The organism is Arthrobacter sp. AG258, assembly GCF_004364695.1.
Taxonomy (GTDB): domain Bacteria; phylum Actinomycetota; class Actinomycetes; order Actinomycetales; family Micrococcaceae; genus Arthrobacter.
The window spans coordinates 597,615-623,656 of the sequence record NZ_SOBI01000002.1 but is presented as its reverse complement, the minus strand read 5'-3'; the positions used below and the strand labels follow the sequence as shown (position 1 = coordinate 623,656).

Genomic DNA, 26,042 nt, shown 5'->3' with positions numbered 1-26,042 from the left:
GGGGAAGTTCCTCAGAACAGCGGCCAAGGTACCGCCGACATTTCGCCGCTCGGAGCCGGAAACCGCCCCGTCTGGCGCAACCGGGCGCAGCGGGCGGCGAGCGATGCGATTTCTTCGGCGCTGATCAGGTCCGCCAGGTCCCGGCCCAGTTCGCCGTCAAGTCCCGCGCTGACACGGTCGACGCCGGCGCGCTCCTCGGCGGTCAGGGCCTCTCCCAGCCATCCCCACAGCACCGTGCGGAGCTTGTGGTCGCTGTGAAAGGTGAGCCCATGGTCCACGCCGTGCCGGTGTCCGCGCGGCATGGCAAGGATGTGGTCGCCCTTGCGGTCGGCGTTATTGACGATGATGTCGAACACTGCCATGCGCCTGAGGGCCGGCGAGTCTTCGTGAACCAGCGCGACCATCCGTCCACGCTCGTCCTGTCCCTCGAGGATTTGTTTCCAGCCCGTCTCCGGCACCTGCTCCGTAGCGACCAGGTCCACGGGGCTCTGGGCGGGGTCCCGCTCCTGCCAGAGCTGGACCATCCCTTCGCCCATCGGACCATCGCGCAGCCAGGTGCGGGGCACGATGTCCCAGCCCAGGACCTGCGAGACCCGGTACGCGGCCACCTCCCTGCGGGCCAGGGATCCCGCGGGAAAATCCCACAACGGCCGCTCGCCTGCAACCGGCTTGTAAACGACGGTCACGTCGCCGATGCTGCCCAGGAACGTAGCGTTTGATGCCGTCGTGATGCGGCCGGTGAGAGTCAGCTCGGCGGCCAGCAGGTCCGGCGCCGGCATCAGGCCTCGGGAAGGGTGCAGGTGTGCCCGTCGGCGTCTATGGGGTAGCCGCAGATCGGGCACGCTGGACGTCCGGCGCCCACGATCTCACGGGTCCGCTTGGCGAAGGCACGGGCGGTGCCGACAGGCATCCGCACCACCAACATTTCCGACTCGTCGGAGTCCTCGTCAAACGATTCGTCGTCGTCATCGGCATCGGTAATGGGATGCGCCTCAATCACCACCTGGGCCGTGCTGGGGTCCCACCCCAAGCTCATGGCCCCGGTGCGGAACTGTTCCTGGACGGCCTCAAGCTGGTCGTTGTCGACAAGTTCAAGGGGCGTGCCAGTGGGAATGCTGAAGGGATTGCCCTCGACGGTGATGAGCTGGTCGAGGATTTCGTCGATCTTCTCCGCAAGCAGGGCGGACTGCTGCTTCTCCATGGCGATACTCACCAGCTGCGCCCCTGCCCGTACCTGAAGGTAGAACGTACGCGCCCCCGGCAGGCCAATGGTGCCAACAACCACCCGGTCAGGCCAGTCAAACTCGTGAACACGTGTAGGCATGTCAGTATTCTAGGCACATGGGGTTCACGGCGCCTTGTGCCCCGCGCCGCCGCCTACCGGAGCGTCGACGGCGTCCATGCCCTTCGACAACCACGACAGGTCGCCGGCATCGGTGTTGGTGGCGTAGACGCTCGGCCGGTTGGCACCGTAGCGCACGATCGATACGGACGCGGGACCGACGTTAATCCGCTGGAACAGATCAAGGTGCATGCCGAGCGCGTCAGCGAGGATTGACTTGATGATGTCGCCGTGGCTCACCGCTGCCCAGACGGCCCCCGGCCCGTACTCGGCTTCGAAGGCTGCGTCGTGGCGTCGGACAGCTGCCACCGACCGGGCCTGCATCGTGGCCATGGCTTCGCCGCCCGGAAAGACGACGGCGGACGGTTGCGACTGCACGACCGGCCACAGCGCGTCGGTTGCGAGTTCGCTGAGCAGGCGGCCCTGCCATTGGCCGTAATCGCACTCGGTGAGATCCGGATCGGTCGGCGCATGCGGCGCACCGGCCTGGCGGTCCAGGATGAACCGGGCGGTCTGCAGGCACCGCTCAAGCGGACTGGACACCACGCCGACCAACGGCACCGGCGCGAGCCGGTCCGCGGTCAGTGCCGCCTGGTCCCGTCCGAGCTGGTCCAGGCCGACGCCGGCCGCCCGGCCGGCCAGCAGCCCCGTGGCATTGGCAGTGGTGCGGCCATGCCGCACGAGAATAACGGTCGCCATGCACCCAGCCTATCCACCCTGTCGAACGTTCACAGGCAGTGGCCGTCCGGGAGTCCAGCCTCAAGGTGTACCGGGCGTTTGTGCGGGTCCCATTGGCTAGAGTTGTCGGATGCTTGAGATCCGTCCCAATTGCGAATGTTGCGACCGCGACATTGCGCCGTCCGATCCCGCCTACATCTGCACCTTTGAATGCACGTGGTGCCCGGACTGCGTCGAGCGCTTCCCCAACAGGTCATGTCCCAACTGCGGTGGCGACCTGCAGCGGCGGCCTGTCCGCCCCGCGGCAGCCCTCGTCAACAATCCGGCGGGTACGGTCAGGGTGGTGTCGCCCGGTTGCCTCCAGCAAACCACCCGTAGCTGAGGCCGGCCGGGACCAGAACGGGTGCAGGCCCCGGCGGTCAGCCTGCCCTGGCGTCCCTCACAAGCAGGCCCAGGGCAGGTATTCCGGCGAACACTGCCGGAATCACCAGAAGCACGCCGTACTCGGGCACCAGGGCAGACGCGGCGCCGGCAGCGATACTTGCCGTCAGGGCAGCAGAAAGGGACAACCGCAGTGGCTTGCGCTCATCCCTCGGGTTGAAGAAACGGAACCCCCCGAGGCCGGCGGTGACAACAGCGCAGGCAACGACGACGACGGACAGCACCCCCGCCGTCGTTCCTGGAGAATCCTTGAGCCGGTCAATGAGGACAACCGGGACTGCGAGCATCCAGCCGCCGAGGAGCAATGCCAGGACGCAACCGGCCAGCCGTCCTTTCGGCACCGGTTCCAGGGCGGACAACTGTTCTGCCGGCAGGTCCGCCTGCCGGACGCGGCGATGGGCTGCAGGTGGTGGCGGCTGTGACGGCCGTGCGGTGTTTTCAAGCATTCTTCCCCCAATGCCATTGCCTGACGTCCGTCCACCCTACCGCCCGCGGCCCTGGCCGAAACCGAGGCACCATAGGGTTTCCCTATGACTGATGGACCACGCCTGCGCCTTGTCCTGCCCCATCAACTCTTCGAGAAGCACTGGGAGGAGACGGGCACGGACACCGTCTTCGTGCTCATCGAGCATGACCTCTACTTCCGCCAGTACGCCTTCCACTCCCACAAACTGGTGCTGCACCGCGCATCCATGGCCAGGTTCGCCCGCCGGCTTCGCGGGCTCGGCTACGACGTGGTGGTCCTCGCCAGCGACCGGACCCGGACGTCACGCGTCCAGCTTGCCGAGCTGGTCAGGCAACGGCGTCCGCTGTCCGTCACCTGGTTCGACGTCGTCGATGACTGGCTTGAGCAGGACTTGGCTGCGGGACTGGCCGACGGCGGGTACCGGCTGCGCAGCGAAGACGTGCTCGAGACGCCGAACTTCCTGACGGCCCGCACGCAGATCGACGACTGGTTCTCCCATAACCGGCCACGGATGCAGGACTTCTATATCTGGCAACGCCGGCGGCTGGACATCCTGGTCAATAACGGCGAACCGGCCGGCGGAAAATGGTCCTTCGACGCGGAGAACCGCAAGAAGCTTCCCCGGGGGCATGTTCCACCCACCGTCAGCCGCTTCAGGGACCACCCCGCTCTCCAGCAGCAAGGCGCGTTCGACCTTGATGCGCTGGCTGAGCCCTCCCTGGCGGCCCGAAGCCGGCACAGCGACGAGGCATCCCGCGAGGTTGGCCTTGCGATTGAATGGGTGGCGCACGAATTCCCGGATGCCCCGGGCGACCCGCGCCTGTTCGCCTGGCCTACCACGACCCGGGAGGCCCGCGAACATCTGCAGGAATTTGTTTCAGAGCGCCTGGGCGGCTTCGGACCCTACGAAGACGCGATCTCAGCCGAGCATCCGTTCATCAACCACGGCCTCCTTACTCCGGTCCTGAACATCGGCCTGCTGGATCCGCGCGAAGTCCTGGACGCTGCCTTGGACGGCGCCGGCGACGCCACATCACTGGCCTCGCTTGAAGGTTTCGTGCGGCAGGTGATCGGCTGGCGCGAATACATGCGGGCCACCTACCGGGTGCGGGGCCGCCGGATGCGAACAGCCAACCTGCTCAACCACCGGAACCGGCCCGGTGCGGGCTGGTGGGATGCCAGGACAGGGCTGGCACCCGTGGACCTGGTCATATCGCGCGTGCTGGCCACCGGTTATGCCCACCACATCGAACGGCTGATGGTGCTGGGCAACGCCATGTCCCTGCTGCGGATCCACCCTGACGATGTCTATGCGTGGTTCATGGAGATGTTCATCGACGCCTACGACTGGGTGATGGTGCCCAACGTCTACGCCATGAGCCAGTTCGCCGCGGGGGCCGACATCACCACCAAACCCTACGTCTCGGGCAGCAACTACCTGCGGAAGATGTCGGACCTGCCGGCGGGGGAGTGGATGGCTGACTGGGACGGGTTGTACTGGTCGTTCATCGATGACCACCGTCCGGTCTTCGAACGGAATCCGCGCTCGCGGATGGTCGTGTCCTTGTGGGACCGGATGGATCCGGCGGTCAAGGACAACCACCGGGCCCGTGCCCACGCCCTGCTGGATAACCCCGGCCGTGACCGGCTGGTCCGGAAGCCCCCGTTTACGGGAGAGGGGGACAGGATTCGATAACTGGGCAGGGGCACCGCGTATCCTGATTTCACCGGGCGTATTCGTGGCGGCCCGTTGCCCTCCGGAGAGGGAAAAACACAAAGGAGGCGGCATGCCGGCCAGGCAGCTGATGCGACTGCTCACTGCTGCGGTGGCGGCCGCCCTGATTCTGTCCGGTTGCTCCGGCGGGGGTGCCCCTTCGGTGGTGGTGGGGGAGGCCAAGCGCGGCGGCAGCGTGACCGTCGCGGAAGTAAACGCCTTCTCCTCCTTCAACCCGTACAGCGCAAACGGCAACACCGACATCAACACGAAGATCGGCGCCATTACGCACTCCGGCTTCTTCTTCCTCGATGACAGCTCCAAGGTGGTCCGCAACGACAAGTTCGGGCACTACGAAAAGGTGTCGGACCAGCCCCTCAAGGTGAAATACACGGTCAACGAGGGAGTCAAGTGGTCCGACGGTGCTCCGGTAGGCGCCGCCGACCTGCTCCTGAGCTGGGCTGCCGGATCCGGCTACTTCGACGACGTCGACCCCGGCACCGGGAAAGGCACCAAATACTTCGCAACAGCCTCCAACGCCACCGGCCTGGCAGGGACGGTCTTTCCGGAACTCGGCTCGGACGGCAGATCCATCACCCTCGAGTACGCCGCACCGTACGCCGACTGGGAAGTGGCATTCGACGTCGGGCTCCCGGCCCATGTGGTCGCGGCCAAGAGCGGGCTAACCGACGAAGGAGACCTGGTCGACCTCCTGAAGGACACGCCGCGCGGCAATCCTGAGAAGCCTGTAACCATCGCGGCCCTCAAGAAGGTCAGCGACTTCTGGAACACCGGTTTCGACACGAAGAAAATCCCGGATGATCCGGCGTTGTACCTTTCCAACGGCCCCTACATCGTCCGGGACATCGTCCCGGAGGTTTCCATGAAACTGGTTCGGAACCGGGACTACACGTGGGGCCAGGAACCCTGGCTTGACGAGATCAACGTTCGATTCACCGGTGCCGTGCCTGCCGCCGTCGACGCCCTGCGCAACGGGCAGGCGGACATCATCTCGCCACAGCCATCCGCTGCCACCGATGCGCTGCTCACGGGCCTGTCCGGGCAGGGCATCACTGTGCAACGCTACAAGCAGGCCGGTTACGACCATCTCGACCTGAACTTCGCCGGCCCCTTCAAGGACAAGGACGTCCGCGAGGCCTTCCTCAAAACTGTTCCCCGGCAGGACATCGTGGATGCCGTGCTGGGCGGCCAGGCAGTGGACAACAAACCGCTGGATTCACAGGTCTTCCTGCCCGATCAGCCCAAATACGCGGACACCGTAAAGAAAAACGGCTCCTCGGATTACGCCGAGGTGGACATCGACGCCGCCAAGGGCCTCCTGAGGGGCGCCACGCCCACCGTGCGCATCCTCTACAACCGGGACAACGCCAACCGCGCCAAGGCCTTCGCACTGATCCGGGGTTCGGCCGAACGGGCGGGCTTCCGGGTGGAAGACGGCGGCCAGGCAAGCGCCGACTGGGCAGCATCGCTCAGCCGCGGCGGCTATGACGCGGCGTTGTCCGGATGGATCGGCACGGAAGCGGGAGTCAGCCGGGTACCGCAGATCTTCCGCACCGGAGGCGGCAGCAACTTCACGGGCTATTCCGACGCCGATGCGGACAAGGTGATGGCGCAACTGGCCGTCACCACCGACCTTGGCAAACAGGACGAACTCCTTGCCGACATCGACAGGCACGTCTGGGAGGACGCCTACGGCCTGCCGCTCTACCAGACCCTGGGCACCACTGCGTTCAACTCCCGGGTGGCCGGCGTGAAAACCAGCCCCGGTCCCGTGGGTGTCTGGTGGAACGTCTGGGACTGGCGGCTGGCGTAGGCCGGGAGCGCCCTTCGCTGCGAACGGAGGCGCCTAAACGTGAACGATCACGGCCCCGATTCGCCGTCTGGCGTACCGACGAGTAGCATGTGACGTGCGTAACTGCCCACCACTCGCGGGGTATTTGACTGCTCCGGTCACGGTTTGGCAACGGAGTACCAGTATCCGGACTTCGTGCGGTTAGGCTAACCCGTATATGTAGGTTTCGTCACAGCACTCAGCTGTGTCCAGCCTGCGGGGAAGCACAAGATTTCCCCAATATCTCTCTCCCACAACTCATAGGAGGCGGAATGCGTTTTACGCGCACTTCCAAAGCACTGGGCATCGTGGCAATCGCCGCGCTTGCCCTGACCGGGTGCGGCGGCGGCGGCAGCACTGGCGGGTCCAGCACTGCTGCCGGCGATCCGAACAAGGTCATCACCGCGTACAGCAATGAGCCACAAAACCCGTTGCTGCCGGCGAACACCAATGAGGTCTACGGCGGCCGCGTCGTAAACCTGCTTTTCGAAGGCCTTCGCAGCTACGACGCCAACGGCAAGGCCGTAAACGCACTGGCCGATTCCATCGAGTCGTCCGACGCGCAGAACTGGACCATCAAGGTCAAGCAGGGCGCGAAGTTCACCAACGGGGAAGCCATCACGGCCAAGACCTTCGTTGACTCCTGGAACTTCGCCGCGAACTCCAAGAACCTGCAGAACAACGGCTTCTTCTTCGAGTCCATCGCCGGCTACGAAGACGTCTCGGCCGTGAACTCGGTGAAGGGTGCCGACGGCAAGACCACCACCACCCCGGCTCCCAAGGCCGACACGATGTCCGGACTGCAGGCAACCGATGATTCCACCATCACGGTCAAGCTCGCCCAGCCTGAGGCTGACTGGTCCCTGCGCCTTGGCTACTCCGCCTTCTACCCGCTTCCTTCCGCCGCTCTGGCTGACCCCAAGACCTTCGGTGAAAACCCGGTAGGCAACGGTCCCTACAAGTTCGAAAAGCAGGGTTCCTGGGTCCACGACCAGTCCATCACCCTGGTGAAGAACGCCGACTACAAGGGCACCCGCGAAGCCAAGAACGGCGGCGTGACCTTCAAGTTCTACACCGATCCGGGCCCCGCATACACGGACCTGCAGTCGGACAACCTGGACATCACTGACGTCCTGCCGTCCAACGCGCTGAAGACCTACGTCAACGACTTCCCGGACCGCAACGCCACCAAGGCTGTTGCCACCGACTCCACCCTGAACATCCCGGGTTACAACCCGAACTTCCAGGGTGAAGCCGGCAAGCTCCGCCGCCAGGCTCTGTCCTACGCCATCAACCGCGAGGAAATCGCCAAGGTTGTCTTCAACGGCACCCGCACCCCGGCCAAGGCCTTCGCTCCGCCGGTCATCGATGGCTTCAAGGAAGGCCTCAAGGGCAGCGAAGTCCTGAAGTTCGATCCCGCCAAGGCCAAGGACCTGTGGGCCCAGGCCGACAAGATCCAGCCGTACGACGCTTCCAAGCCGCTCCAGATTGCCTCCAACACCGACGGTGGCAATAAGGAATGGATCGACGCTGTTGCCAACGGCTTCAAGAACAACCTCGGCATCCAGGCTGAAATCCAGCCGTTCGCGAAGTTCGCCGAGGTCCTCAACCTGCGCAAGTCCCAGCAGCTGCCGGGCCTGACCCGCGCAGGCTGGCAGGGTGACTACCCGTCGCTCTACAACTTCCTGGGACCGGTATGGGCCACGGGCGCTTCCTCCAACTACGAGAAGTACTCCAACCCGGAGTTCGACAAGCTGCTGAAGGAAGGCCTGGCAGCCAAGAGCACGGACGAGGCCAACGCCAAGTTCAACCAGGCCCAGGAGGTCCTGTTCCAGGACCTGCCCGGCCTGCCGCTCTGGGACCAGGCACGCCCGATCGTGTGGAGCAACAACATTGTGAAGGCCGAGACCGGCTGGAACGGTGAAATCCTCTACTACGGCATTACCGCCAAGTAGGCCCAGATCTAACTTGCCGAAGGCTGATGGGGGTTCCGGTTACGTCCGGGCCCCCATTGGCTTGCAAGCGGCAGGAAGGCATTCATGAACGCGTTTTCCCCCCTACCGGAAGGCAGGTGATCCTGTGATCCGGTTTATCCTGCGCCGACTCCTGCAGGTGATCCCTGTGTTCCTCGGCACGACCCTCCTGGTGTACTACATGGTCTTCGCCCTGCCCGGCGACCCCATCGCCGCACTCTTCGGCGACCGCCAGCCCCCGCAGGCAGTCATTGACACCCTGCGCAGCCAGTACAACCTGGACCAGCCCTTCTGGGTCCAGTACGGCTTGTTCCTCAAGAACCTCTTCACCTTCAACCTGGGCAACGACTTCACCGGCCAGCCCATCGCGGCCAGCCTTGCCCGGGTCTTCCCCGTGACGGCCATGCTGGCCGTCGAGGCGTTGGCAATCCAGGCAATCTTTGGCGTCGCTTTCGGCGTATTCGCGGGCCTGCGCCGCGGCGGCTGGTTCGACTCCACGGTCCTGGTAGCTTCGCTGGTGGTTATCGCCGTTCCCACGTTTGTGCTGGGCTTCGTCTTCCAGCTCGTCTTTGGCGTGCAGCTCGGCTGGGCGAAACCCACTGTGGGCGCCAACGCCGACTGGGTCACCCTGCTGCTGCCGGCCGTGGTCCTGGGGCTCGTCTCCTTTGCCTACGTCCTCCGGCTGACGCGTGCGTCCGTGAGCGAAAACATGAACGCCGACTACGTGCGGACCGCCACCGCCAAGGGGCTCTCGCGCCCCCGGGTGGTCCTGGCGCACATCCTGCGCAACTCGCTCATTCCGGTGGTGACATACCTCGGCGCCAACCTTGGCGGCCTGATGGGCGGTGCCATCGTGACCGAGGGCATCTTCAACGTTCCCGGCGTAGGCAACAAGCTCTACCAGGCAGTCCTCCGTAGCGAAGGCCCCACCATCGTCTCCATCGTCAGCGTGCTGGTGCTGGTGTTCGTGGTGGCCAACCTGCTTGTCGATCTCCTGTACGCCTGGCTTGACCCGAGGATCCGCTATGACCAGTAAAAATGACCACTTTGTGGCCCCCATCGACGAGACCCCGCTGCAGGCAACGGATGCCGTCAAGACTGACCAGGCCCCGCTCAGCCTGTGGGCAGACGCCTGGCGCAAGCTCCGCCGTCGTCCGCTGTTCATCATCTCGGCATTGTTGATCCTTGCCTTGGTCGTGATTGCGCTGTTCCCCGGCCTGTTCACCTCCACGCCCCCCAACGACGGCTGCGAACTTGGCAACTCCGAAGGCGGCCCCACCGCGGGGCACCCGTTCGGCTTCACGTTCCAGGGCTGCGACGTCTACTCCAGGGTCATCCACGGCACGCAAGCCTCGCTTTCCGTGGGCCTGCTCTCGGTGCTCTGCGTCCTGGTCATCGGCGTGACCCTCGGCGCCCTCGCCGGCTACTACGGTGGCTGGATCGACGCCGTGCTGGCACGCCTGGGCGACATCTTCTTCGCCCTGCCGCTGGTCCTGGGTGCGCTGGTCATCACGCAGCTTCCCTTGTTCCGCGAGAACAAGAGCGTGTGGACCGTAGTGTTCGTCATATCGCTGCTCGCGTGGCCGCAGATGGCCCGTATTACCCGCGGCGCGGTGATTGAGGTACGCAACGCGGACTTCGTTACGGCGGCACGGGCGTTGGGTGTTTCCAAGTTCGGGGCACTGATCCGCCACGTCCTGCCGAACGCCCTTGCACCGATCATCGTCCTTGCAACGCTTGAACTGGGCGTGTTCATCGTGGCGGAAGCCACCCTGTCCTTCCTGGGCATCGGCCTGCCGCAGAGCATCATGTCCTGGGGCAACGACATTGCCGGTGCGCAGGCATCGATCAGGACCCGGCCGGAAATCATGCTGTACCCGGCCGCGGCGCTGTCCATCACGGTGCTGAGCTTCATCATGCTGGGTGACGCCGTGCGCGACGCCCTCGACCCGAAGAGCCGTCAGCGATGAGAGATAACGAGATGACAACTCCAGACGTCCGCATTGACGAGGCCGGCACCACCGGGATCAGGCCGCTGCTCGAAATCCGCGACCTCGCCATCACCTTCAAGACCGGTGGCGGCGAAGTCAAGGCCGTACGGGACGCACACCTGACCATCATGCCCGGCGAAACCGTGGCCATCGTGGGGGAGTCCGGCTCCGGCAAGTCCACCACCGCGTTGGCGGCCATTGGCCTCCTGCCCAACAACGGCAAGGTATCCGGCGGCCAGATCCTGCTCGACGGCGAGGACATTGCCCACGCCAGCGAGCAGCGCATGATCGAACTGCGCGGCAACACCATTGGCATGGTCCCGCAGGACCCCATGTCCAACCTGAACCCGGTCTGGAAGATCGGTTACCAGGTCCGGGAAACACTGCGCGCGAACGGACGGCCCAGCGGGCCGGACGACATCGCCAAGGTGCTTTCCCAGGCAGGGCTGCCGGACGCCAAGCGCCGGGCCAACCAGTACCCGCACGAGTTCTCCGGCGGCATGCGCCAGCGAGCCCTGATCGCCATCGGCCTGTCCTGCCAGCCGCGGCTGCTGATTGCCGATGAGCCGACGTCGGCCCTTGACGTGACGGTCCAGCGGCAGATCCTGGACCACCTGGAAACCATGACCAACGAACTGGGCACCTCCGTCCTGTTGATCACCCACGACCTCGGCCTGGCAGCCGAGCGCGCGGACAAGGTCGTCGTGATGTACCAGGGCCGCGTCGTTGAAGCCGGACCGTCGCTGGAACTGCTCCGCAACCCGCAGCACCCGTACACCAAGCGGCTCGTGGAGTCGGCCCCGTCCCTCGCCAGCCGCCGTATCCAGGTGGCGAAGGAACAGGGCGTGGAGACGACCGACCTGCTGGCGCCTGCTGCCGAAACGGCGAAGTCCGATACCTTCCTGCAGATCCAGGACCTGCGGAAGGTGTACAAGCTCCGCCAGGGGCTGGGCAAGGCGGCGGATTTCGCGGCCGTCGACGGCGTGAGCTTCGATGTGCGGCGCGGAACCACGACGGCGATCGTGGGGGAGTCGGGGTCCGGCAAGTCCACGGTGGCCAAGATGGTGCTCCAGCTTGAGAAGCCGACGGAGGGCCGGATCCTGTTCGACGGCGTCGACACCTCGGCGCTGAAACCGGCCGAACTGTTCAAGTTCCGCAGGCGGGTCCAGCCGATCTTCCAGGACCCGTACGGCTCGCTCGATCCGATGTACAACATCTACCGCACGATCGAAGAACCGTTGCGGGTCCATAAGATCGGGGACCAGGCAAGCCGGGAAAAGAAAGTCCGGACCCTGCTGGACCAGGTGGCGCTGCCCCAGTCCGCCATGCAGCGGTACCCGAACGAGCTCTCCGGCGGGCAGCGGCAACGTGTTGCCATCGCCCGCGCCCTGGCGCTGGATCCCGAAGTGATCATCTGTGATGAGGCCGTGTCCGCCCTCGACGTCCTGGTGCAGGCGCAGGTCCTGAACCTGCTCGCCGACCTCCAGGCCAACCTTGGGCTGACCTACCTGTTCATCACCCACGACCTCGCCGTGGTGCGGCAGATCGCCGACCACGTGTGCGTGATGGAAAAGGGCCGGCTGGTGGAAACCGGTTCGACGGACGATGTCTTCGAGTCGCCCCAGCAGGACTACACCAAGGCGCTGCTCAACGCCATTCCCGGTGCGAAGCTGATGCTGCCGCCTGAGGTGGCGTAGGGCGCAGCCCAAACAAGTGGAGCCGGGACGGTGGGTCCCGGCTTCACCTGTTTAAGCCTCAGTCCTGCAGCCCGCTGGTGCCGCCGGGGACTGCCGCCAGCGAACCCTGGCCGGCGGCCGACGTCCGATCCAGTTTCAACTCCCTGAGCCGTCGCTCAAGGATCCCGCCCAGGGCCACGCGGCCGGCGGCGTTCATATGGACGGAATCAGCCAGGTCCTTGGCGAGTCCGTAGCGGGTCAGCCAGTCCCCGGCTGAAACAAAAGGCAGGCCGTGGGCGGCGGCCACGGACCCCACCAGGGCGTCCACTTCGCTGCGGCGACCGCCGCCGTTGTCCGCGCCGCGTGCCAAGGTGCCGATCATTGCCATCCGAGTGCCCGGGTAGCGGGTTTTGAGATCGGCGATCAGCCGCTCGGCGTTGCGGACAATCTGGGTGTTGCTCGCGCCGCTGGCCGCGTCATTGCCGCCACCTTCGATGACGATCAGCGCCGGGGTGCCTGAAGGGAGCAACCAGTCCCCGCGCTCCAGGGCGTCAACGTAGTTGCCGGTGGCACCGTTTGCCGCGACGTAACCCGTGCCGCCCCGGCCGCAAAAATACACGTCGTACCCGGCAGCGGCGAGGCCCAGGCGCGGCCAGCCGTCCAGGGGTTCAGACTGGGAATACCCGATCAGCAGGACAGTCCTGCTGATGTCCGGTAGCACCGCCTCAAGCCGTCCGTTCCCGGCATTGAGCAGCCGGGACGTGGCTGCAACGTTCGTCTTCATGGCGGCGGCGGGGGCCTGTCCACCGGAGGCTGCGGCCCGCGAGAGGGAGCTGACCCCGTCACCGGCAGGCGCCCCGCACCCGGCGAGCCCCAGAACCGCAGAGGCCGCCAGGAGGCCGGACGCCACCATGGTGGCGGCGCGGGCGGCGCCGCTGGGCGTGGTGGCCGTCGCACGGGGCATCGTGGTCTCCGACTTGCTCTGAAGGTGGGCTCTGCGTCACAGCAATCATGCCACGCTCCCGGAAGTGCCAGTGAATTTCGTCACACTTTGCCGGGCCGGCCCTGCCAGGATGCACCCTGCGGGCACGTGGTCCCGCCGGATTTTAGGCCAACAAATGGCTCACCGGCTAGAATAGATGCAGGCGCCCTGTGCCAAGGGCCTTGTCCGTCGTGCGTTCCAGTTGGAAATGTCGCGATACAACAGCTGACTCCACTGAATCGAGCAATTACGCATGTCTGAAACCACCACCAACACCGCGGTGGCCACTGCATCCCGCAGTGACCTCCGCAATGTCGCGATTGTGGCCCACGTTGACCACGGCAAGACCACCCTGGTCGACGCCATGCTCAAGCAGACCAACTCCTTTGCCGAGCACAACCACCTCGAAGACCGTGTGATGGACTCCGGTGACCTGGAGCGTGAAAAGGGCATCACCATCCTGGCCAAGAACACCACGGTGGCTTACAACGGTCCGTCCTCCAACGGCGAGACCATCACCATCAATGTCATCGACACCCCGGGCCACGCCGACTTCGGTGGCGAGGTGGAGCGCGGCCTGTCCATGGTCGACGGCGTCGTGCTGCTCGTGGACGCTTCGGAAGGTCCGCTGCCGCAGACCCGCTTCGTGCTCCGCAAGGCACTCGCCGCGCACCTGCCGGTCATCCTGCTGGTCAACAAGACCGACCGCCCTGACGCGCGCATCGAAGAGGTCGTCCACGAGTCCATGGACCTGCTCCTGGGCCTCGCCTCCGACCTCGCGGACGAAGTGCCGGACCTGGACCTGGACAAGATCCTCGAAGTGCCGGTCGTCTACGCCGCAGCCAAGGTTGGCCGCGCCTCCCTCGAGCAACCCGCCGACGGCACCGCTCCGGAGAACGAGGACCTGGAGCCGCTCTTCAAGACCATCATCGAGCACATCCCGGCCCCCACCTACAACCCGGAGGGTGTGCTGCAGGCGCACGTCACCAACCTCGACGCCTCCCCGTTCCTGGGCCGCCTCGCACTGCTGCGCATCTACAACGGCACCCTGCGCAAGGGCCAGACCGTTGCCTGGGCGCGCGCCAACGGGGAGCTCAAGAACGTCAAAATCACCGAACTGCTGGCCACCAAGGCGCTGGAGCGCGTGCCGGCCGAATCCGCCGGCCCCGGCGAAATTGTCGCCGTCGCCGGTATCGAGGAGATCACCATTGGTGAGACCCTGACGGACGCCGAGAACCCGCAGCCGCTGCCGCTGATCACGGTGGATGATCCCGCGATCTCCATGACGATCGGTATCAACACCTCGCCGCTGGCCGGCAAGGTCAAGGGTGCCAAGGTCACTGCCCGCCAGGTCAAGGACCGCCTGGATAAGGAACTGATCGGTAACGTCTCCATCAAGGTGCTCCCCACCGAGCGTCCCGACGCCTGGGAAGTCCAGGGCCGTGGCGAGCTGGCGCTGGCCATCCTGGTGGAGCAGATGCGCCGCGAAGGCTTCGAGCTGACCGTCGGCAAGCCGCAGGTTGTGACCAAGCTGGTGGACGGCAAGATCCACGAGCCGATGGAGCACATGACCATCGACGTTCCCGAGGAATACCTGGGTGCCGTGACGCAGCTCATGGCCGCCCGCAAGGGCCGGATGACCAACATGGCCAACCACGGCACCGGCTGGTGCCGCATGGAGTTCATCGTCCCGGCCCGTGGCCTGATCGGTTTCCGTACCCGGTTCCTGACCGACACCCGCGGTGCAGGCATCGCCGCTTCCATCTCCGAGGGCTACGAGCCTTGGGCCGGTCCCATCGAGTACCGTACCAACGGTTCGATGGTTGCCGACCGTGCCGGTGTTGTGACCCCGTTCGCCATGATCAACCTGCAGGAACGCGGCTCCTTCTTCGTCAAGCCCACCTCCGAGGTGTACGAGGGCATGATCGTTGGCGAGAACTCCCGCGCCGATGACATGGACGTCAACATCACCAAGGAAAAGAAGCTCACCAACATGCGTGCCGCTTCCTCCGACACCTTTGAGAACCTGACGCCGCCGCGCGACCTGACCCTCGAAGAGTCGCTTGAATTCGCTCGCGAGGACGAGTGCGTCGAGGTGACCCCGGAGGCCATCCGCATCCGCAAGGTCATCCTGGACACCAACGAGCGTGCCAAGGCCAACCGCGCCCGCGCCAAGGCATAACAGCGCCTGAACACCAAGAATGCCACCGGTACTGCACCGGTGGCATTCTGCTTTAACATCCGTTCCGCTTTAATGTCCGTGCTGCGCAGCGACCCCGAGCCTGTGGTGCGAGGGGTGGCGCGGGGGCGGCCGTCACCGTGCGGGGCGCCGCCGGGGAGCGGGCGGAACCTCCTTGGCCGCCACCACGCGTTCCAGGGGGATAACGACGTCGGCCCGGCGGGTGCGGATGGTGCAGGAACCGGCGTCGCATGCCAGTAAGTGGCCCAGGGCGTCGGTCAGGCCGCCGTCGATGCGGTAACGGACCACGACGCGGGTACCCGGGGCCGCAGCGGTCAGGAACCGGGCGGGCGCGGCAGCAGGCAGACTCACCAGTTCATACTAGGGTGCCGGCTAGGTTCGCGGGAACGTGCTGGGAGATAATAGGCTCAGATGTCAAGAGTCCGGCCGTGCTGCCGGATGCAAGAACCGGCGGGTCGCCGGAACCCAACGTGGAGAGGCCAGGGACGTGACGTACGTAATCGCGCAGCCGTGTGTGGATGTTAAGGACAAGGCATGCATCGAAGAATGCCCCGTGGACTGCATCTATGAGGGCGAGCGTTCGCTGTACATCCATCCGGACGAGTGCGTCGACTGTGGCGCCTGCGAACCGGTCTGCCCGGTGGAAGCCATCTACTACGAGGATGACACTCCGGATGAGTGGGCCGACTATTACAAGGCGAACGTCGAGTTCTTCGATGACCTCGGGTCTCCGGGCGGCGCGGCCAAGATCGGCAACACGGGCAAGGACCACCCGATGATCGCCGCCCTGCCGCCGCAGAACCAAGACCACTGACCCGGACGAGCGCCGTGACAGCAGCAGTGAATTCGTTTGGCCTGGCCCTGCCCGACTACCCCTGGGAGGCTATGGCACCTTATCTGGCCAAGGCGTCCAGGCACCCCGGCGGGGCTGTCAACCTGTCGATCGGCACGCCGGTGGATCCCACCCCGGCATTGGTTCAGGACGCCTTGAAGGCTGCCGCCGATGCCCCCGGCTATCCCACCGTGCACGGCACGCCGGCGCTCCGGGACGCCATTGCCGGCTGGTTCGAACGCCGGCGCGGAGTGTCCGGCCTGGATCCTCGCAACATCATGCCCACCGTGGGTTCGAAAGAACTCGTTGCCTGGCTTCCGCTGCTGCTGGGCCTCAAGCCGGGCGACGTCGTCGTCCGTCCCAAGGTGGCGTACCCCACCTACGATATCGGCGCAACCCTTGCCGGCGTCACCTCGGTGGCGACGGATAACCTGGACGAACTCGACGACGCCACGCGCGCCCGGGTACGCCTGATCTGGGTCAATTCGCCCGGCAACCCCACCGGCAGCGTGCGGGATGCCGAGTCGCTGAGGGCGCTGGTGGTCCAGGCCCGGGAACTGGGTGCCGTGGTGGCCTCGGACGAATGCTACGCGGAGCTCGGCTGGGGGGACTGGGACGTCCAGCGCGGCGGCCGTCGCGTTCCCAGCATCCTTGATCCACGCGTGGCGGGCGGCTCGCACCAGGGCCTGCTGGCGGTCTACTCGCTGAGCAAGCAGTCCAACTTGGCCGGCTACCGGGCGGCCTTCGTGGCCGGTGACCCGGACCTGATGCCCAACCTGGTCAACAGCCGCAAGCATGCGGGCATGATCGTTCCGTACCCGGTCCAGGAGGCCATGCGGGTGGCGCTGGGCGACGACGTGCACGTTGAGGCGCAGAAGGACCTCTACCGGGGCCGGCGTGAGCGGCTGGTGCCCGCGCTGCAGGCGTTCGGCCTCGAGATCAAGGAATCCGACGCCGGACTGTACCTTTGGTCCACTGCCGGGGAGGACACCTGGGACACGGTGGACCGCCTCGCGGACCGGGGCATCGTGGTGGGACCCGGCGTCTTCTACGGTGATGCCGGCAATGGTTTTGTCCGGGTTGCCCTGACCGGCACGGACGAACGCATAGACGCAGCGGTGGCCAGGCTGTCAGGGGCAGGTTCCTAGGAGCACGTAATATTCGTGTGACTCGTCCCACATCCGGGGCATTTTAGGCTGTCTCGGCGGGCTGCGGATTAGTGACACCCGCCAAGGAGCGGTAGTTTTTAAGTGACTATCAATGGTGGCTTTCTACAAGAAGGCAGCCCGGGTGTTGGAACCTGTCTTCTCAGGATCAGTGCGCGGCTCACCTGATGTTGGATTAAGCTTTCGACAGAGGCCCAGACGCCTCATGAAGGGGACTCCATGACTGAGACCAACAATGCTGCGACCCTGCTCCATGCAGGTGGCGAGCTGAAGCTCCCGCGCATCCAGGTTGTTGAAGGGAACGAGGGTTACGACGTCTCCAAGCTGCTGAAGCAGACCGGCGCCGTGACGTTTGACCCCGGCTTCATGAACACCGCAGCAACCACCTCGGCAATCACCTACATCGATGGCGATGCGGGCATCCTGCGCTACCGCGGATACCCCATCGAGCAGCTGGCGCAGCACTCCAGCTTCCTTGAGGTGTCCTACCTGCTGATCTACGGCAACCTGCCGACGCCCACCGAGCTGGATGAGTTCGACCAGAAGATCCGGCGCCACACCCTGCTGCACGAGGAGCTCAAGGGCTTCTTCGGCGGCTTCCCGCGTGACGCGCACCCCATGCCGGTGCTTTCTTCCGCAGTATCCGCGCTGTCCACGTTCTACCAGGACTCGCTGGACCCGTTCAACGCCGAGCAGGTGGAGGTTTCCACCATCCGCCTGATGGCCAAGCTGCCGGTCATCGCCGCTTACGCGCACAAGAAGTCCATCGGCCAGCCGATGCTGTACCCGGACAACTCCATGAACCTTGTGGAGAACTTCCTGCGCCTCAGCTTCGGCCTGCCGGCAGAGCAGTACGAGCTGGACCCGGTCATCGTCAAGGCGCTGGACCTGCTCCTGATCCTGCACGCGGACCACGAGCAGAACTGCTCCACCTCCACGGTGCGCCTGGTGGGCTCATCCAACGCAAACCTTTTCGCCTCGGTTTCGGCAGGCATCAACGCCCTCTTCGGCCCCGCCCACGGTGGCGCCAACGAGGCCGTCCTGAAGATGCTCCGCCAGATCCAGGCCGAGGGCCTCAAGCCCGAGGACTACATGGAGAAGGTCAAGAACAAGGAAGACGGCGTCCGCCTGATGGGCTTCGGGCACCGGGTCTACAAGAACTACGATCCGCGCGCCAAGATCGTCAAGGCCACGGCCCACGAGATCCTCACCAAGCTCGGCGGCAACGACGAGCTGCTGGAGATCGCACTCCGCCTGGAGGAGAAGGCTCTCAACGACGACTACTTCATCCAGCGCAAGCTCTACCCGAACGTGGACTTCTACACCGGCCTGATCTACAAGGCCATGGGCTTCCCCGAGAAGATGTTCACGGTCCTGTTCGCGATCGGCCGCCTGCCCGGCTGGATCGCGCAGTGGCGTGAAATGATCAGCGACCCCAACACCAAGATCGGCCGCCCGCGCCAGCTGTACATCGGCGAGCCGGAGCGGGACTACCCGGCACGCTGAAACCGGCCATAACGACGGCGGCCGCCCACCTTTCCAAGGTGGGCGGCCGCTTCGCGTTGTGCCACATTCAAGGGGACTACGAGGCGTAGCCCTGGGGGTTGTTCTTCTGCCACCGCCAGTGGTCCTCGCACATCTGGTCCACCGTCTTGGTGGTGGACCAGCTCAGATCCGCCAGCGCGGACGTGGCGTCGGCCCAGAACGCCGGCAGGTCTCCTGCGCGGCGGCCGGTGATCTCGTAGGGGATGGGCTTGCCGACGGCCTTTTCGAAGGACCGCAGGACCTCCAGGACGGAGGACCCCTTGCCGGAGCCCAGGTTCCAGCGGAAGACTCCGGTGCGGGCGGCAATGTGGTTCAGCGCAGCCACGTGTCCTTCGGCCAGGTCGACAACGTGGATGTAGTCCCGCAGGCAGGTTCCATCCGGGGTGTCGTAGTCGCCACCGAACACCATGAGTTTTTCGCGCCGGCCCACGGCCACTTGGGCTATGAACGGAACCAGGTTGTTGGGAATGCCCTGAGGGTCTTCGCCGATCCTGCCGGACGGGTGCGCGCCCACCGGGTTGAAGTAGCGCAGGAGTGCTATGTGCCACCGGGTGTCCGCTGCGCCAAGGTCCGAGAGGATGTCCTCGATCTGCTCCTTGGTGCGCCCGTAGGGGTTGTTGGCACCGATCTCCATCTTTTCCACGTACGGAATGGGGTTGTGCTCTCCGTAGACGGTGGCGGAGGAGCTGAACACGATGGAGCGGACGTCGTGCCGGTCCATGACGCGGATCAGGTTCAGCGTGCCCACCAGGTTGTTGTAGTAGTAGTTCAGCGGCTCCCGGACCGACTCACCGACGGCCTTGAGGCCGGCGAAGTGGATCACGGCGTCGATGGCGGCGCCCGCAAACACCTTTTCGACGGCAGCTTCGTCCACCAGGTCGACGTGGTGGAACTCGGCGGCCTTGCCGCTGAGCTCGGCAACCCGCCGCAGCGACTCTTCGCTCGAGTTGACCAGGTTGTCGATGACAACGACCTCGTGGCCGGCTTCCTGCAGGGAAAGAACAGTGTGGGAACCGATGTAGCCGGTCCCACCTGTAACCAAGATTCTCATGCCCCAACGCTATCCCACGGCAGGTGCCGGCCGCCCCTGCTTTCCGGATGGCGGGCGCGATGTGACACCCGGAAAGAAGCACAAGTGTGCTAATAAGGAGGGTGCCCAAAATTGTTGATGCAGATGCCAGGCGGCAGGACGTGGTCCAGGCGGTTCTCCGGATAATCGCCGTTGACGGGCTGGAGCGCGCCTCGCTGCGTGAAGTGGCTGACGAGGCCGGCCTGGCGGTGGGCTCCGTCCGGCACTACTTTGCGGGAAGTGAAGAACTCCTCACTTTCTCGTTCGGCGCGGTGGTGGACCGCATCGTCGGACGGCTCCAGCAACTGCTGCCCGCTGTGGACGGGGCCGTCCCGGGCAGCCCGGAGCACCGCGAGGCCGTTTTAACCCTGCTGGGCGGATTGCTGCCGCTGGACCAGGAGAGCGCGGTGGAGGCCTGCGCCTGGCTGGCCTACAAGAACGCAGCGCGGATCAGGCCGTTCCTTGCAGGCGTGGCGGACCGCAGCCACCGGGAGGTCGCCGCCGTCGTCGGGACGGTGGTTGCCGCGCTGCTGCCGGACGAACCGCAGGACAACCTGGTACTGGAGGCGGAGCGGTTGTTGGCCACCCTGGACGGCCTGTGCATGCACGCGTTGCTGCAGCCGGGTTGGATGACTGCGCAAATGTGCCGCGATGTCCTTGACCGGCACCTGGACAGCCTTGCCCGATGACCGGTACCCGGAGCATGTCCGGCACTACCGCGGATGGCCTGCGGGAATAGACTGAAAGCCGGTACGCCGGACAGCCTCATGATGTCCGGCGGAAGGCGGCCAGGGAAGGACTTTGAATGCACCACGCAAGCGGTTCAGGATGGCAAATCACCACGGACACGTCCGGACCGATGATAATTGCGCTCTACGTCCGGGATGCGGCGGCCCTCAACGGCGTGGGCCGTCCCGTGCTGTCCCACGCGGCTCCCAAGATCAGGTCCGCCGACCACACCCACCTGACCGCGGAGGTTGGTGGACTCAGCGCACTGAAGACCGAATGGGAGGCCTGGTGGGACCAACTGCTCAAGGCGCACCCGCAGACGGTGCCCGAACTCTCTCCACCGGATTTTGAGGCGTTCGGCAACTCCCCGGCCCTGCAGCGTGTCCTGCAGGCGCACTTCGGCTCAGCCCTCACCTGGGCCAGGGAACGCAGGAGCGAGTATGCCGAACTGGAGGGGGAACGGGTCGCCAGCGGCACCGACCAACTGCTTGCGGAGATGGTGGATGACAGGCTGATGGAAATCGGGCGCGATTCGCGGGACTTCCGGCTGACCATCATCGAACTGCCGCTGGACGAGCAGCGGGCGTGGTACCTGGAACCGGACAAGATCATCATGAGCCAGGAACTGATGGGCCAGCCGGAGCTGTTCCGCAGCTACGTCCAGCCGGTGCTGGAAATCCTGGTCTGACCCCGCAGGCTCAACTGCCGCCGTCGCCCTGCCGCAGCGTGATGCGCACCTGCCCGGCTGCCGTGGTGGAATCCTGCCAGTCGCCGCCTGAACGCTGCCACGTCCGCCCGGCAACATCAACGCGGGTCACCGCCAGGTCCTTGGCGTTGGCCACTGCCCACTGGGCAATGGACCACGCCATCTCCCCGTCGGCTTCCACCACCAGGGTGGCGCCGTCTGCCTGGGAATCCACGCCACCGTAGGCCTGCTCCAGTTCGCCCGCCACCGCGGCCGCATCCCCTGTGGCGGTGGCCGAGCGCAGCGTGCACTTGACCCCCTCCGGTGTCTGGCCGGTCAGGCCGGAGGCAAACGCCCGGCCCATGTCCTCGTGCTGGGCGTAAGCGCCGGGATGGGCCGAGCGCTGAACCCGCTGAGCGGCATCGGTGATGTCGAGCGCCTCGTACCCTGGAATCTTCACCAAAGCGTCGTAGAAAGCGTTGACGGCGTAGTACGGGTCCATGATCTGCGCTTCGCTGCCCCAACCCTGGGAGGGCCGCTGCTGGAAGAGCCCCCGCGAATCCGGACCGGCTTGGTCCCCGTGCCCGATGTTGCGCAGCTTCGACTCCTGCATGGCGGTGGCGAGTGCGATGGTGGCAGCGCGGGCCGGCAATCCACGCCGCACCGCCACGGCGGTGATGAGGGCGGCGTTGGCCGCCTGGTCCGGTGCCAGCTCCCCGCTGCGGTTGCCCGCAGAGGCAGTACAGCGTTCCGAAACGAGGGTTTCGGAACGCTGCACGAAGTACACAGCGGTATAAATGCCGCCCGCTGCCAGCGCGAGGGCCAGCAGGAGGACCGCCAGGCGGCGCAGGCCGCGTCTTCGTCCCACCGGCGGATCAGTTGGCGTGCAGGGCGTCGTTCAACTCGACGGTCTGGCCGGCGCGGGGGAGCGCCTCGACGGCGCCGGTGGTGGAGTTGCGGCGGAACAGCAGGTTGGGCACGCCCGAGAGTTCAGCAGCCTTGACGATCTTGGTGGTGTCTTCGCCGACCTCGTCCTTGGGACCGGGGATGCGCACCCGGGTGCCGGCCGTGACGTAGAGGCCGGCTTCGACAACGGAGTCATCGCCGATGCTGATACCCACGCCGGAGTTGGCACCGAGCAGCACACGCTCACCGATAGTGATCTTTTCCTTGCCGCCTCCGGACAAGGTACCCATGATGGATGCGCCGCCGCCGACATCGCTGCCGTCACCGGTCACGACGCCGGCCGAAATGCGGCCTTCCACCATGGAGGTCCCCAGGGTTCCGGCGTTGAAATTGACGAAGCCCTCGTGCATGACGGTGGTGCCGGCGGCCAGGTGCGCGCCAAGGCGGACCCTGTCGGCGTCGGCAATCCGCACGCCGGTGGGCACCACGTAGTCCACCATCCTCGGGAACTTGTCGATGCCGTAGACGGTGACGGCGCCGCGCCGGCGGAGCCTGGCGCGGGTCAGTTCGAAGCCTTCGACGGCGGCGGGCCCGAAGTTGGTCCACACGACGTTGGGGAGCTTGCCGAAGATGCCGTCGAGGTTGATGGTGTTGGGCTTGACCAGACGGTGCGAGAGGAGGTGCAGGCGCAGGTAGGCGTCGGCGGTGTCCGCGGGGGCTTCATCGAGGTTGATCTGGACGAACACGACCTTCTGCTCGGTACCGCGGTCCTCGTCAGCGCCGTTCTCGGCAATGCGGGTCAGGGTTTCGTCGGCGTGCTCCACCGAGCGGAGGTTCTCGGCGGCGACACCAAGCGCCGGTGCCGGGAACCAGACGTCCAGGACGCTTGCATCGCCGGTGGCGATGGTGGCGACGCCAAAGCCGTGGGCGGAACGGTCATCGGTGTCAGGGGTGAGGGTTTCGGGCACGGCAGAGGAAGCGGTCTCAGTCATGTGCTCCAGTCTATCGAGGGGCGGGCAGCCCGTTCGAACTAGACTGGCTTCGTGACTGCTGAAACCGCCCCTGACTCGTCCCTGTCCATCCTTGACCTGCGCCAGGACGTGGCGTTGCTGACTGCCGCGGTGATGGACATCAACAGCGTGTCGGGCAATGAGAAGCAGCTCGCGGACGCCGTGGAAGCCGCTTTGCGGGGGATTCCCCAGCTGACCGTGGTCCGGGACGGGGACGCCATCGTTGCCCGCACGGAACTGGGCCGCAGCGAACGCGTCATCCTCGCCGGACACCTGGACACGGTCCCGCTGCCCTTGACGGAAGGTTCCAGGGGGACGGTCCCGTCCAGCTGGGACTCCGGCGTTCCTGGCGAAGGCATCCTCTACGGCCGCGGAGCCACGGACATGAAAGGCGGCGTGGCGGTCCAGCTGGCGCTGGCAGCAGGAATGTTCGACGGCGGCGCCCAGCCCGGACGCGACGTCACCTTCGTCTTCTATGACCACGAGGAAGTGGAGGCGGTCAAGAGCGGACTGGGACGTTTGGTCCGCAACCACGGCCACCTCCTGCAGGGGGACTTCGCCATCCTGCTGGAACCCACGGACGGCACGGTGGAAGGCGGCTGCAACGGAACCAGCCGGTTCGAGGCCAGCACTTCCGGTGAAGCCGCCCATTCCGCACGCGCCTGGATGGGCAGCAACGCCATCCACGCCGCGGCCCCCATCCTGGCGCGCCTGGCCGCCTATGAACCACGTACCGTCACCGTTGACGGCCTGGATTACCGCGAAAGCCTTAACGCGGTGAAGATCAACGGCGGTACGGCCGGCAACGTCATCCCCGACCGCTGCGTGGTGGAGATCAACTACCGGTTCGCCCCGGACAAGACCCCGGACCAGGCGGAAGCCCACGTCCGTGAGCTGCTTGCCGGCTTCGACGTGGTCCGCACCGATGCCGCCGCCGGCGCCCGCCCCGGCCTGCAGCACCCTGCTGCCGCCTCTTTCGTTGCCGCCGTGGGAGCCGAGCCCAAGCCCAAGTACGGCTGGACCGACGTCGCCCGTTTCAGTGAGCTGGGTATCCCGGCGGTGAACTTCGGCCCGGGCGACCCGCTGCTGGCGCACAAGGACAACGAACACGTATCCGCCGACGCAATCCGCGCCTGCCTCCGGGCGCTGCAGGATTGGCTCGCCGGATAATACTGTTCGTATTAAAAAAGAGCAGGTCCGCAACTCCCGGTAGTTGCGGACCTGCTCTTTGTTCAGGGTGTGCTAAACGGGTCCGGCGTGTCCGACCTGAAGGTCCGCCGTCGTGTTTGCAGTTGCCACGCCGCCAGCTGCCTTCCGGGAGCCGCGGCGTTCGATCCACACCGCAATCCTGGACACGGAGATGTTGATGGCAATGTAGATCGCTGCCGCCACAAAGAAGATCGGGAACAGGTACTGCGTTCCCAGGAAGTCCGCCATGACCTGCACCGCCCGCAGCAGCTCGCCGTAGGCCACGATGTAACCCAGCGAGGTGTCCTTCAGGAGGACCACCATCTGCGCTACAAGGGACGGCATCATGCGCCGGATCGCCTGCGGCAGTTCGATCAGCATCCGGGATTTGAAGCTCGTCAGGCCAATGGCCAGGCCGGCTTCGCGCTGTCCTTTGGGGAGGGACTGGATACCGGCACGGATGATTTCAGCGAACACCGCTGCGTTGTAGAGGACCAGGCCGGCAACGACAGCGATGAATGCGGACGTACCGAATCCGAGGAGGATAAAGAGCATCATCAGGACAACGGGCATACCGCGAAGGAATTCGAGGATGATGCGCATGGGTATCCGGATGACCGCCGCGTCTGAAATCCGCAGGAGGCATAGCAGCAGGCCAAGCGGAAATGCGATGACTGCTGCCAGGGCGGCTGCGGACAGGGTCGAACCAAGGCCGTTGCCGAGAAGCCGCCAAACATCGGCGCGGGTGAAAATCTGCCAGCGGCGGCCCTCGAAGATGCCTTGCTGGGCCAAGGTCATGACCACCCAGGCCAGCAGGCCAAGGATCAGGAGACCGCCGATGATTGAAGCAATGAGTGAAACCCGGCGTGCTTTGGGGCCGGGGACGTCATACAGAACGGAGCTCATCGGGCAATCGCCACCTTTCGTTCCACCGTGTTGGCGAGGATTCCCAGCGGAACGGTGAGGAGCAGATAGAAGAAAGCTGTGCCCAACAGGACTGTGATGACCGCGTCACCGTTGGCGTTGGCCAGTTGCCGGCCATAGCCGAACAGCTCCAGGACAAAGAAGGCGCCGGCAACGGATGAGTTCTTCACCAGCGCGATCAGGATGTTGATCAGCGGCGGGATCACCGTCCGCAGTGCTTGCGGAAGAATGATGAGCGAGAGTACTTGGCTGAACTTCATGCCAATGCTGCGGGCTGCTTCGGCCTGGCCCACGGGCACGCTGTTGACGCCCGACCGGACAGCTTCGGCGATGAACGCGGCCGTGTACGTGCTGAGGGCGATAATTGCGGCGACCTCGAACTGCTCAAACTTGACCCCGAGGCGGGGGAGCACGACCGCCGCGAAGAAGAACGCGATGGTCAGCGGTGTGTTGCGGAGTACTTCCACGTAGACGGTGCTGAAACCGCGCAGCGCCGCCACCGGGGATACGCGCGCTGCGGCCAGCAACGTTCCGAGGAGCAGCGCGAAGATACCCGATACGACGGAAAGGAAAAGAGTGCGGAGAAAACCCTCCCAATACAGGGGCAGGTTTTCAATGATGACGTCCATAAGATCCTTCGGCTGTATGCGTGGACGGAGTGAAGGCGGTGGTG

At 65.3% G+C, this 26,042-nt stretch carries 25 protein-coding genes; 14 read left to right on the top strand and 11 right to left on the bottom strand.

The genetic code is table 11. From position 1 onward, the window contains the following. Window positions 1-11 precede the first annotated feature (11 nt). From DFO47_RS06100 to DFO47_RS06090, 3 genes are read right to left on the bottom strand one after another with little or no spacing between them, the layout of a single operon-like run. Complete coding sequence (locus DFO47_RS06100; RefSeq protein WP_133831025.1) at window positions 12-779, bottom strand: SCO1664 family protein; 768 nt, start codon at window positions 777-779, stop codon at window positions 12-14. Beyond that, complete coding sequence (locus DFO47_RS06095) at window positions 779-1,324, bottom strand: DUF3090 domain-containing protein (RefSeq protein WP_109863714.1); 546 nt, start codon at window positions 1,322-1,324, stop codon at window positions 779-781. The genes DFO47_RS06100 and DFO47_RS06095 overlap by 1 nt, the downstream gene beginning before the upstream one ends. 24 nt (window positions 1,325-1,348) lie before the next feature. Beyond that, the gene (locus DFO47_RS06090) at window positions 1,349-2,041 is read right to left on the bottom strand and encodes a histidine phosphatase family protein (protein ID WP_109863715.1); all 693 of its coding nucleotides are present in this window, start codon (window positions 2,039-2,041) and stop codon (window positions 1,349-1,351) included. A gap of 109 nt (window positions 2,042-2,150) precedes the next feature. On the opposite strand from DFO47_RS06090, the gene DFO47_RS06085 reads away from it, so the two are divergent. Beyond that, window positions 2,151-2,402, top strand: coding sequence for a DUF1272 domain-containing protein (locus DFO47_RS06085; RefSeq protein WP_109863716.1), 252 nt, complete (start codon window positions 2,151-2,153; stop codon window positions 2,400-2,402). A 37-nt stretch (window positions 2,403-2,439) separates the two neighbouring features. Here DFO47_RS06085 and DFO47_RS06080 read toward each other — a convergent pair whose 3' ends face one another. Continuing rightward, window positions 2,440-2,907: a hypothetical protein gene (locus DFO47_RS06080; RefSeq protein WP_133831024.1), complete on the bottom strand. Its 468-nt coding sequence runs from the start codon at window positions 2,905-2,907 to the stop codon at window positions 2,440-2,442. A gap of 84 nt (window positions 2,908-2,991) precedes the next feature. Between DFO47_RS06080 and DFO47_RS06075 the strand changes: the two genes are divergently transcribed. The 6 genes from DFO47_RS06075 (at window position 2,992) to DFO47_RS06050 (ending at window position 12,154) form a co-directional block, all read left to right on the top strand. After that, window positions 2,992-4,623, top strand: a complete 1,632-nt coding sequence (locus DFO47_RS06075; RefSeq protein ID WP_133831023.1) for a cryptochrome/photolyase family protein — start codon at window positions 2,992-2,994, stop codon at window positions 4,621-4,623. 91 nt (window positions 4,624-4,714) lie between these two features. Further along, window positions 4,715-6,475 carry an ABC transporter family substrate-binding protein gene (locus DFO47_RS06070; protein WP_133831022.1) on the top strand — a complete coding sequence of 587 codons (1,761 nt, stop codon included), beginning with the start codon at window positions 4,715-4,717 and terminating at the stop codon, window positions 6,473-6,475. 290 nt (window positions 6,476-6,765) lie between these two features. Then, on the top strand, window positions 6,766-8,448 hold the full coding sequence (locus DFO47_RS06065; RefSeq protein WP_109863720.1) for an ABC transporter substrate-binding protein: 1,683 nt from the start codon (window positions 6,766-6,768) through the stop codon (window positions 8,446-8,448). Between the two features lie 124 nt (window positions 8,449-8,572). Next, a complete protein-coding gene (locus DFO47_RS06060) occupies window positions 8,573-9,502 on the top strand; it encodes an ABC transporter permease (protein ID WP_109863721.1) in 930 nt (309 codons plus the stop codon). Further along, window positions 9,492-10,436: an ABC transporter permease gene (locus DFO47_RS06055; protein WP_109863722.1), complete on the top strand. Its 945-nt coding sequence runs from the start codon at window positions 9,492-9,494 to the stop codon at window positions 10,434-10,436. Before DFO47_RS06060 ends, DFO47_RS06055 begins: the two co-directional genes overlap by 11 nt. Window positions 10,437-10,447: 11 nt before the next feature. Then, window positions 10,448-12,154, top strand: coding sequence for an ABC transporter ATP-binding protein (locus DFO47_RS06050; RefSeq protein WP_109863723.1), 1,707 nt, complete (start codon window positions 10,448-10,450; stop codon window positions 12,152-12,154). Window positions 12,155-12,212: 58 nt separating this feature from the next. On the opposite strand, the gene DFO47_RS06045 is transcribed toward DFO47_RS06050, so the two are convergent. Beyond that, window positions 12,213-13,097 carry an SGNH/GDSL hydrolase family protein gene (locus tag DFO47_RS06045; protein WP_133831021.1) on the bottom strand — a complete coding sequence of 295 codons (885 nt, stop codon included), beginning with the start codon at window positions 13,095-13,097 and terminating at the stop codon, window positions 12,213-12,215. A 271-nt stretch (window positions 13,098-13,368) separates the two neighbouring features. Here DFO47_RS06045 and typA point away from each other — a divergent pair, with 271 nt between their 5' ends. After that, the gene (gene typA / locus DFO47_RS06040) at window positions 13,369-15,297 is read left to right on the top strand and encodes a translational GTPase TypA (RefSeq protein WP_109863725.1); all 1,929 of its coding nucleotides are present in this window, start codon (window positions 13,369-13,371) and stop codon (window positions 15,295-15,297) included. Between the two features lie 132 nt (window positions 15,298-15,429). Here the strand turns inward: typA and DFO47_RS06035 are convergent, their stop codons facing one another. Then, complete coding sequence (locus DFO47_RS06035) at window positions 15,430-15,666, bottom strand: hypothetical protein (protein WP_133831020.1); 237 nt, start codon at window positions 15,664-15,666, stop codon at window positions 15,430-15,432. 136 nt (window positions 15,667-15,802) lie between these two features. Between DFO47_RS06035 and fdxA the strand changes: the two genes are divergently transcribed. The 3 genes from fdxA to DFO47_RS06020 all read left to right on the top strand — a co-directional run bounded on the left by fdxA (window position 15,803) and on the right by DFO47_RS06020 (window position 18,819). Continuing rightward, on the top strand, window positions 15,803-16,129 hold the full coding sequence (fdxA, locus tag DFO47_RS06030; protein WP_009356972.1) for a ferredoxin: 327 nt from the start codon (window positions 15,803-15,805) through the stop codon (window positions 16,127-16,129). Window positions 16,130-16,143: 14 nt separating this feature from the next. Beyond that, window positions 16,144-17,295: a succinyldiaminopimelate transaminase gene (dapC, locus tag DFO47_RS06025; protein WP_133831019.1), complete on the top strand. Its 1,152-nt coding sequence runs from the start codon at window positions 16,144-16,146 to the stop codon at window positions 17,293-17,295. 237 nt (window positions 17,296-17,532) lie between these two features. Beyond that, window positions 17,533-18,819: a citrate synthase gene (locus tag DFO47_RS06020; RefSeq protein WP_018760317.1), complete on the top strand. Its 1,287-nt coding sequence runs from the start codon at window positions 17,533-17,535 to the stop codon at window positions 18,817-18,819. A gap of 76 nt (window positions 18,820-18,895) precedes the next feature. Here DFO47_RS06020 and galE read toward each other — a convergent pair whose 3' ends face one another. Beyond that, complete coding sequence (gene galE, locus DFO47_RS06015) at window positions 18,896-19,909, bottom strand: UDP-glucose 4-epimerase GalE (protein ID WP_109863728.1); 1,014 nt, start codon at window positions 19,907-19,909, stop codon at window positions 18,896-18,898. Window positions 19,910-20,010: 101 nt separating this feature from the next. On the opposite strand from galE, the gene DFO47_RS06010 reads away from it, so the two are divergent. Together DFO47_RS06010 and DFO47_RS06005 are read left to right on the top strand one after the other, a co-directional pair. Then, the gene (locus DFO47_RS06010) at window positions 20,011-20,616 is read left to right on the top strand and encodes a TetR family transcriptional regulator C-terminal domain-containing protein (protein ID WP_133831018.1); all 606 of its coding nucleotides are present in this window, start codon (window positions 20,011-20,013) and stop codon (window positions 20,614-20,616) included. 116 nt (window positions 20,617-20,732) lie between these two features. Beyond that, complete coding sequence (locus DFO47_RS06005; protein ID WP_133831017.1) at window positions 20,733-21,344, top strand: hypothetical protein; 612 nt, start codon at window positions 20,733-20,735, stop codon at window positions 21,342-21,344. A gap of 10 nt (window positions 21,345-21,354) precedes the next feature. On the opposite strand, the gene DFO47_RS06000 is transcribed toward DFO47_RS06005, so the two are convergent. Continuing rightward, window positions 21,355-22,209: a hypothetical protein gene (locus tag DFO47_RS06000; protein ID WP_133831016.1), complete on the bottom strand. Its 855-nt coding sequence runs from the start codon at window positions 22,207-22,209 to the stop codon at window positions 21,355-21,357. A 7-nt stretch (window positions 22,210-22,216) separates the two neighbouring features. Next, window positions 22,217-23,239: a 2,3,4,5-tetrahydropyridine-2,6-dicarboxylate N-succinyltransferase gene (dapD, locus tag DFO47_RS05995; protein ID WP_109863732.1), complete on the bottom strand. Its 1,023-nt coding sequence runs from the start codon at window positions 23,237-23,239 to the stop codon at window positions 22,217-22,219. Between the two features lie 51 nt (window positions 23,240-23,290). Here dapD and dapE point away from each other — a divergent pair, with 51 nt between their 5' ends. Continuing rightward, the gene (gene dapE / locus DFO47_RS05990; protein WP_109863733.1) at window positions 23,291-24,427 is read left to right on the top strand and encodes a succinyl-diaminopimelate desuccinylase; all 1,137 of its coding nucleotides are present in this window, start codon (window positions 23,291-23,293) and stop codon (window positions 24,425-24,427) included. Between the two features lie 72 nt (window positions 24,428-24,499). On the opposite strand, the gene DFO47_RS05985 is transcribed toward dapE, so the two are convergent. Together DFO47_RS05985 and DFO47_RS05980 are read right to left on the bottom strand one after the other, a co-directional pair. After that, entirely contained in the window at window positions 24,500-25,351 is an 852-nt protein-coding gene (locus DFO47_RS05985; RefSeq protein WP_018760310.1) for an ABC transporter permease subunit, read from the bottom strand. Next, a complete protein-coding gene (locus DFO47_RS05980) occupies window positions 25,348-25,998 on the bottom strand; it encodes an amino acid ABC transporter permease (RefSeq protein ID WP_133831015.1) in 651 nt (216 codons plus the stop codon). The genes DFO47_RS05985 and DFO47_RS05980 overlap by 4 nt, the downstream gene beginning before the upstream one ends. Between the last annotated feature and the right edge of the window lie 44 nt (window positions 25,999-26,042).

What these genes read in the sequence shown, in the direction of transcription:
- DFO47_RS06100 (WP_133831025.1), bottom strand. Translation starts at nt 779, where the DNA reads ATGCCGGCGCCGGACCTGCTGGCCGCCGAGCTGACTCTCACCGGCCGC.
- DFO47_RS06095 (WP_109863714.1), bottom strand. Translation starts at nt 1,324, where the DNA reads ATGCCTACACGTGTTCACGAGTTTGACTGGCCTGACCGGGTGGTTGTT.
- DFO47_RS06090 (WP_109863715.1), bottom strand. Translation starts at nt 2,041, where the DNA reads ATGGCGACCGTTATTCTCGTGCGGCATGGCCGCACCACTGCCAATGCC.
- DFO47_RS06085 (WP_109863716.1), top strand. Translation starts at nt 2,151, where the DNA reads ATGCTTGAGATCCGTCCCAATTGCGAATGTTGCGACCGCGACATTGCG.
- DFO47_RS06080 (WP_133831024.1), bottom strand. Translation starts at nt 2,907, where the DNA reads ATGCTTGAAAACACCGCACGGCCGTCACAGCCGCCACCACCTGCAGCC.
- DFO47_RS06075 (WP_133831023.1), top strand. Translation starts at nt 2,992, where the DNA reads ATGACTGATGGACCACGCCTGCGCCTTGTCCTGCCCCATCAACTCTTC.
- DFO47_RS06070 (WP_133831022.1), top strand. Translation starts at nt 4,715, where the DNA reads ATGCCGGCCAGGCAGCTGATGCGACTGCTCACTGCTGCGGTGGCGGCC.
- DFO47_RS06065 (WP_109863720.1), top strand. Translation starts at nt 6,766, where the DNA reads ATGCGTTTTACGCGCACTTCCAAAGCACTGGGCATCGTGGCAATCGCC.
- DFO47_RS06055 (WP_109863722.1), top strand. Translation starts at nt 9,492, where the DNA reads ATGACCAGTAAAAATGACCACTTTGTGGCCCCCATCGACGAGACCCCG.
- DFO47_RS06050 (WP_109863723.1), top strand. Translation starts at nt 10,448, where the DNA reads ATGACAACTCCAGACGTCCGCATTGACGAGGCCGGCACCACCGGGATC.
- DFO47_RS06045 (WP_133831021.1), bottom strand. Translation starts at nt 13,097, where the DNA reads ATGCCCCGTGCGACGGCCACCACGCCCAGCGGCGCCGCCCGCGCCGCC.
- typA (WP_109863725.1), top strand. Translation starts at nt 13,369, where the DNA reads ATGTCTGAAACCACCACCAACACCGCGGTGGCCACTGCATCCCGCAGT.
- DFO47_RS06020 (WP_018760317.1), top strand. Translation starts at nt 17,533, where the DNA reads ATGACTGAGACCAACAATGCTGCGACCCTGCTCCATGCAGGTGGCGAG.
- galE (WP_109863728.1), bottom strand. Translation starts at nt 19,909, where the DNA reads ATGAGAATCTTGGTTACAGGTGGGACCGGCTACATCGGTTCCCACACT.
- DFO47_RS06005 (WP_133831017.1), top strand. Translation starts at nt 20,733, where the DNA reads ATGCACCACGCAAGCGGTTCAGGATGGCAAATCACCACGGACACGTCC.
- dapD (WP_109863732.1), bottom strand. Translation starts at nt 23,239, where the DNA reads ATGACTGAGACCGCTTCCTCTGCCGTGCCCGAAACCCTCACCCCTGAC.
- DFO47_RS05985 (WP_018760310.1), bottom strand. Translation starts at nt 25,351, where the DNA reads ATGAGCTCCGTTCTGTATGACGTCCCCGGCCCCAAAGCACGCCGGGTT.
- DFO47_RS05980 (WP_133831015.1), bottom strand. Translation starts at nt 25,998, where the DNA reads ATGGACGTCATCATTGAAAACCTGCCCCTGTATTGGGAGGGTTTTCTC.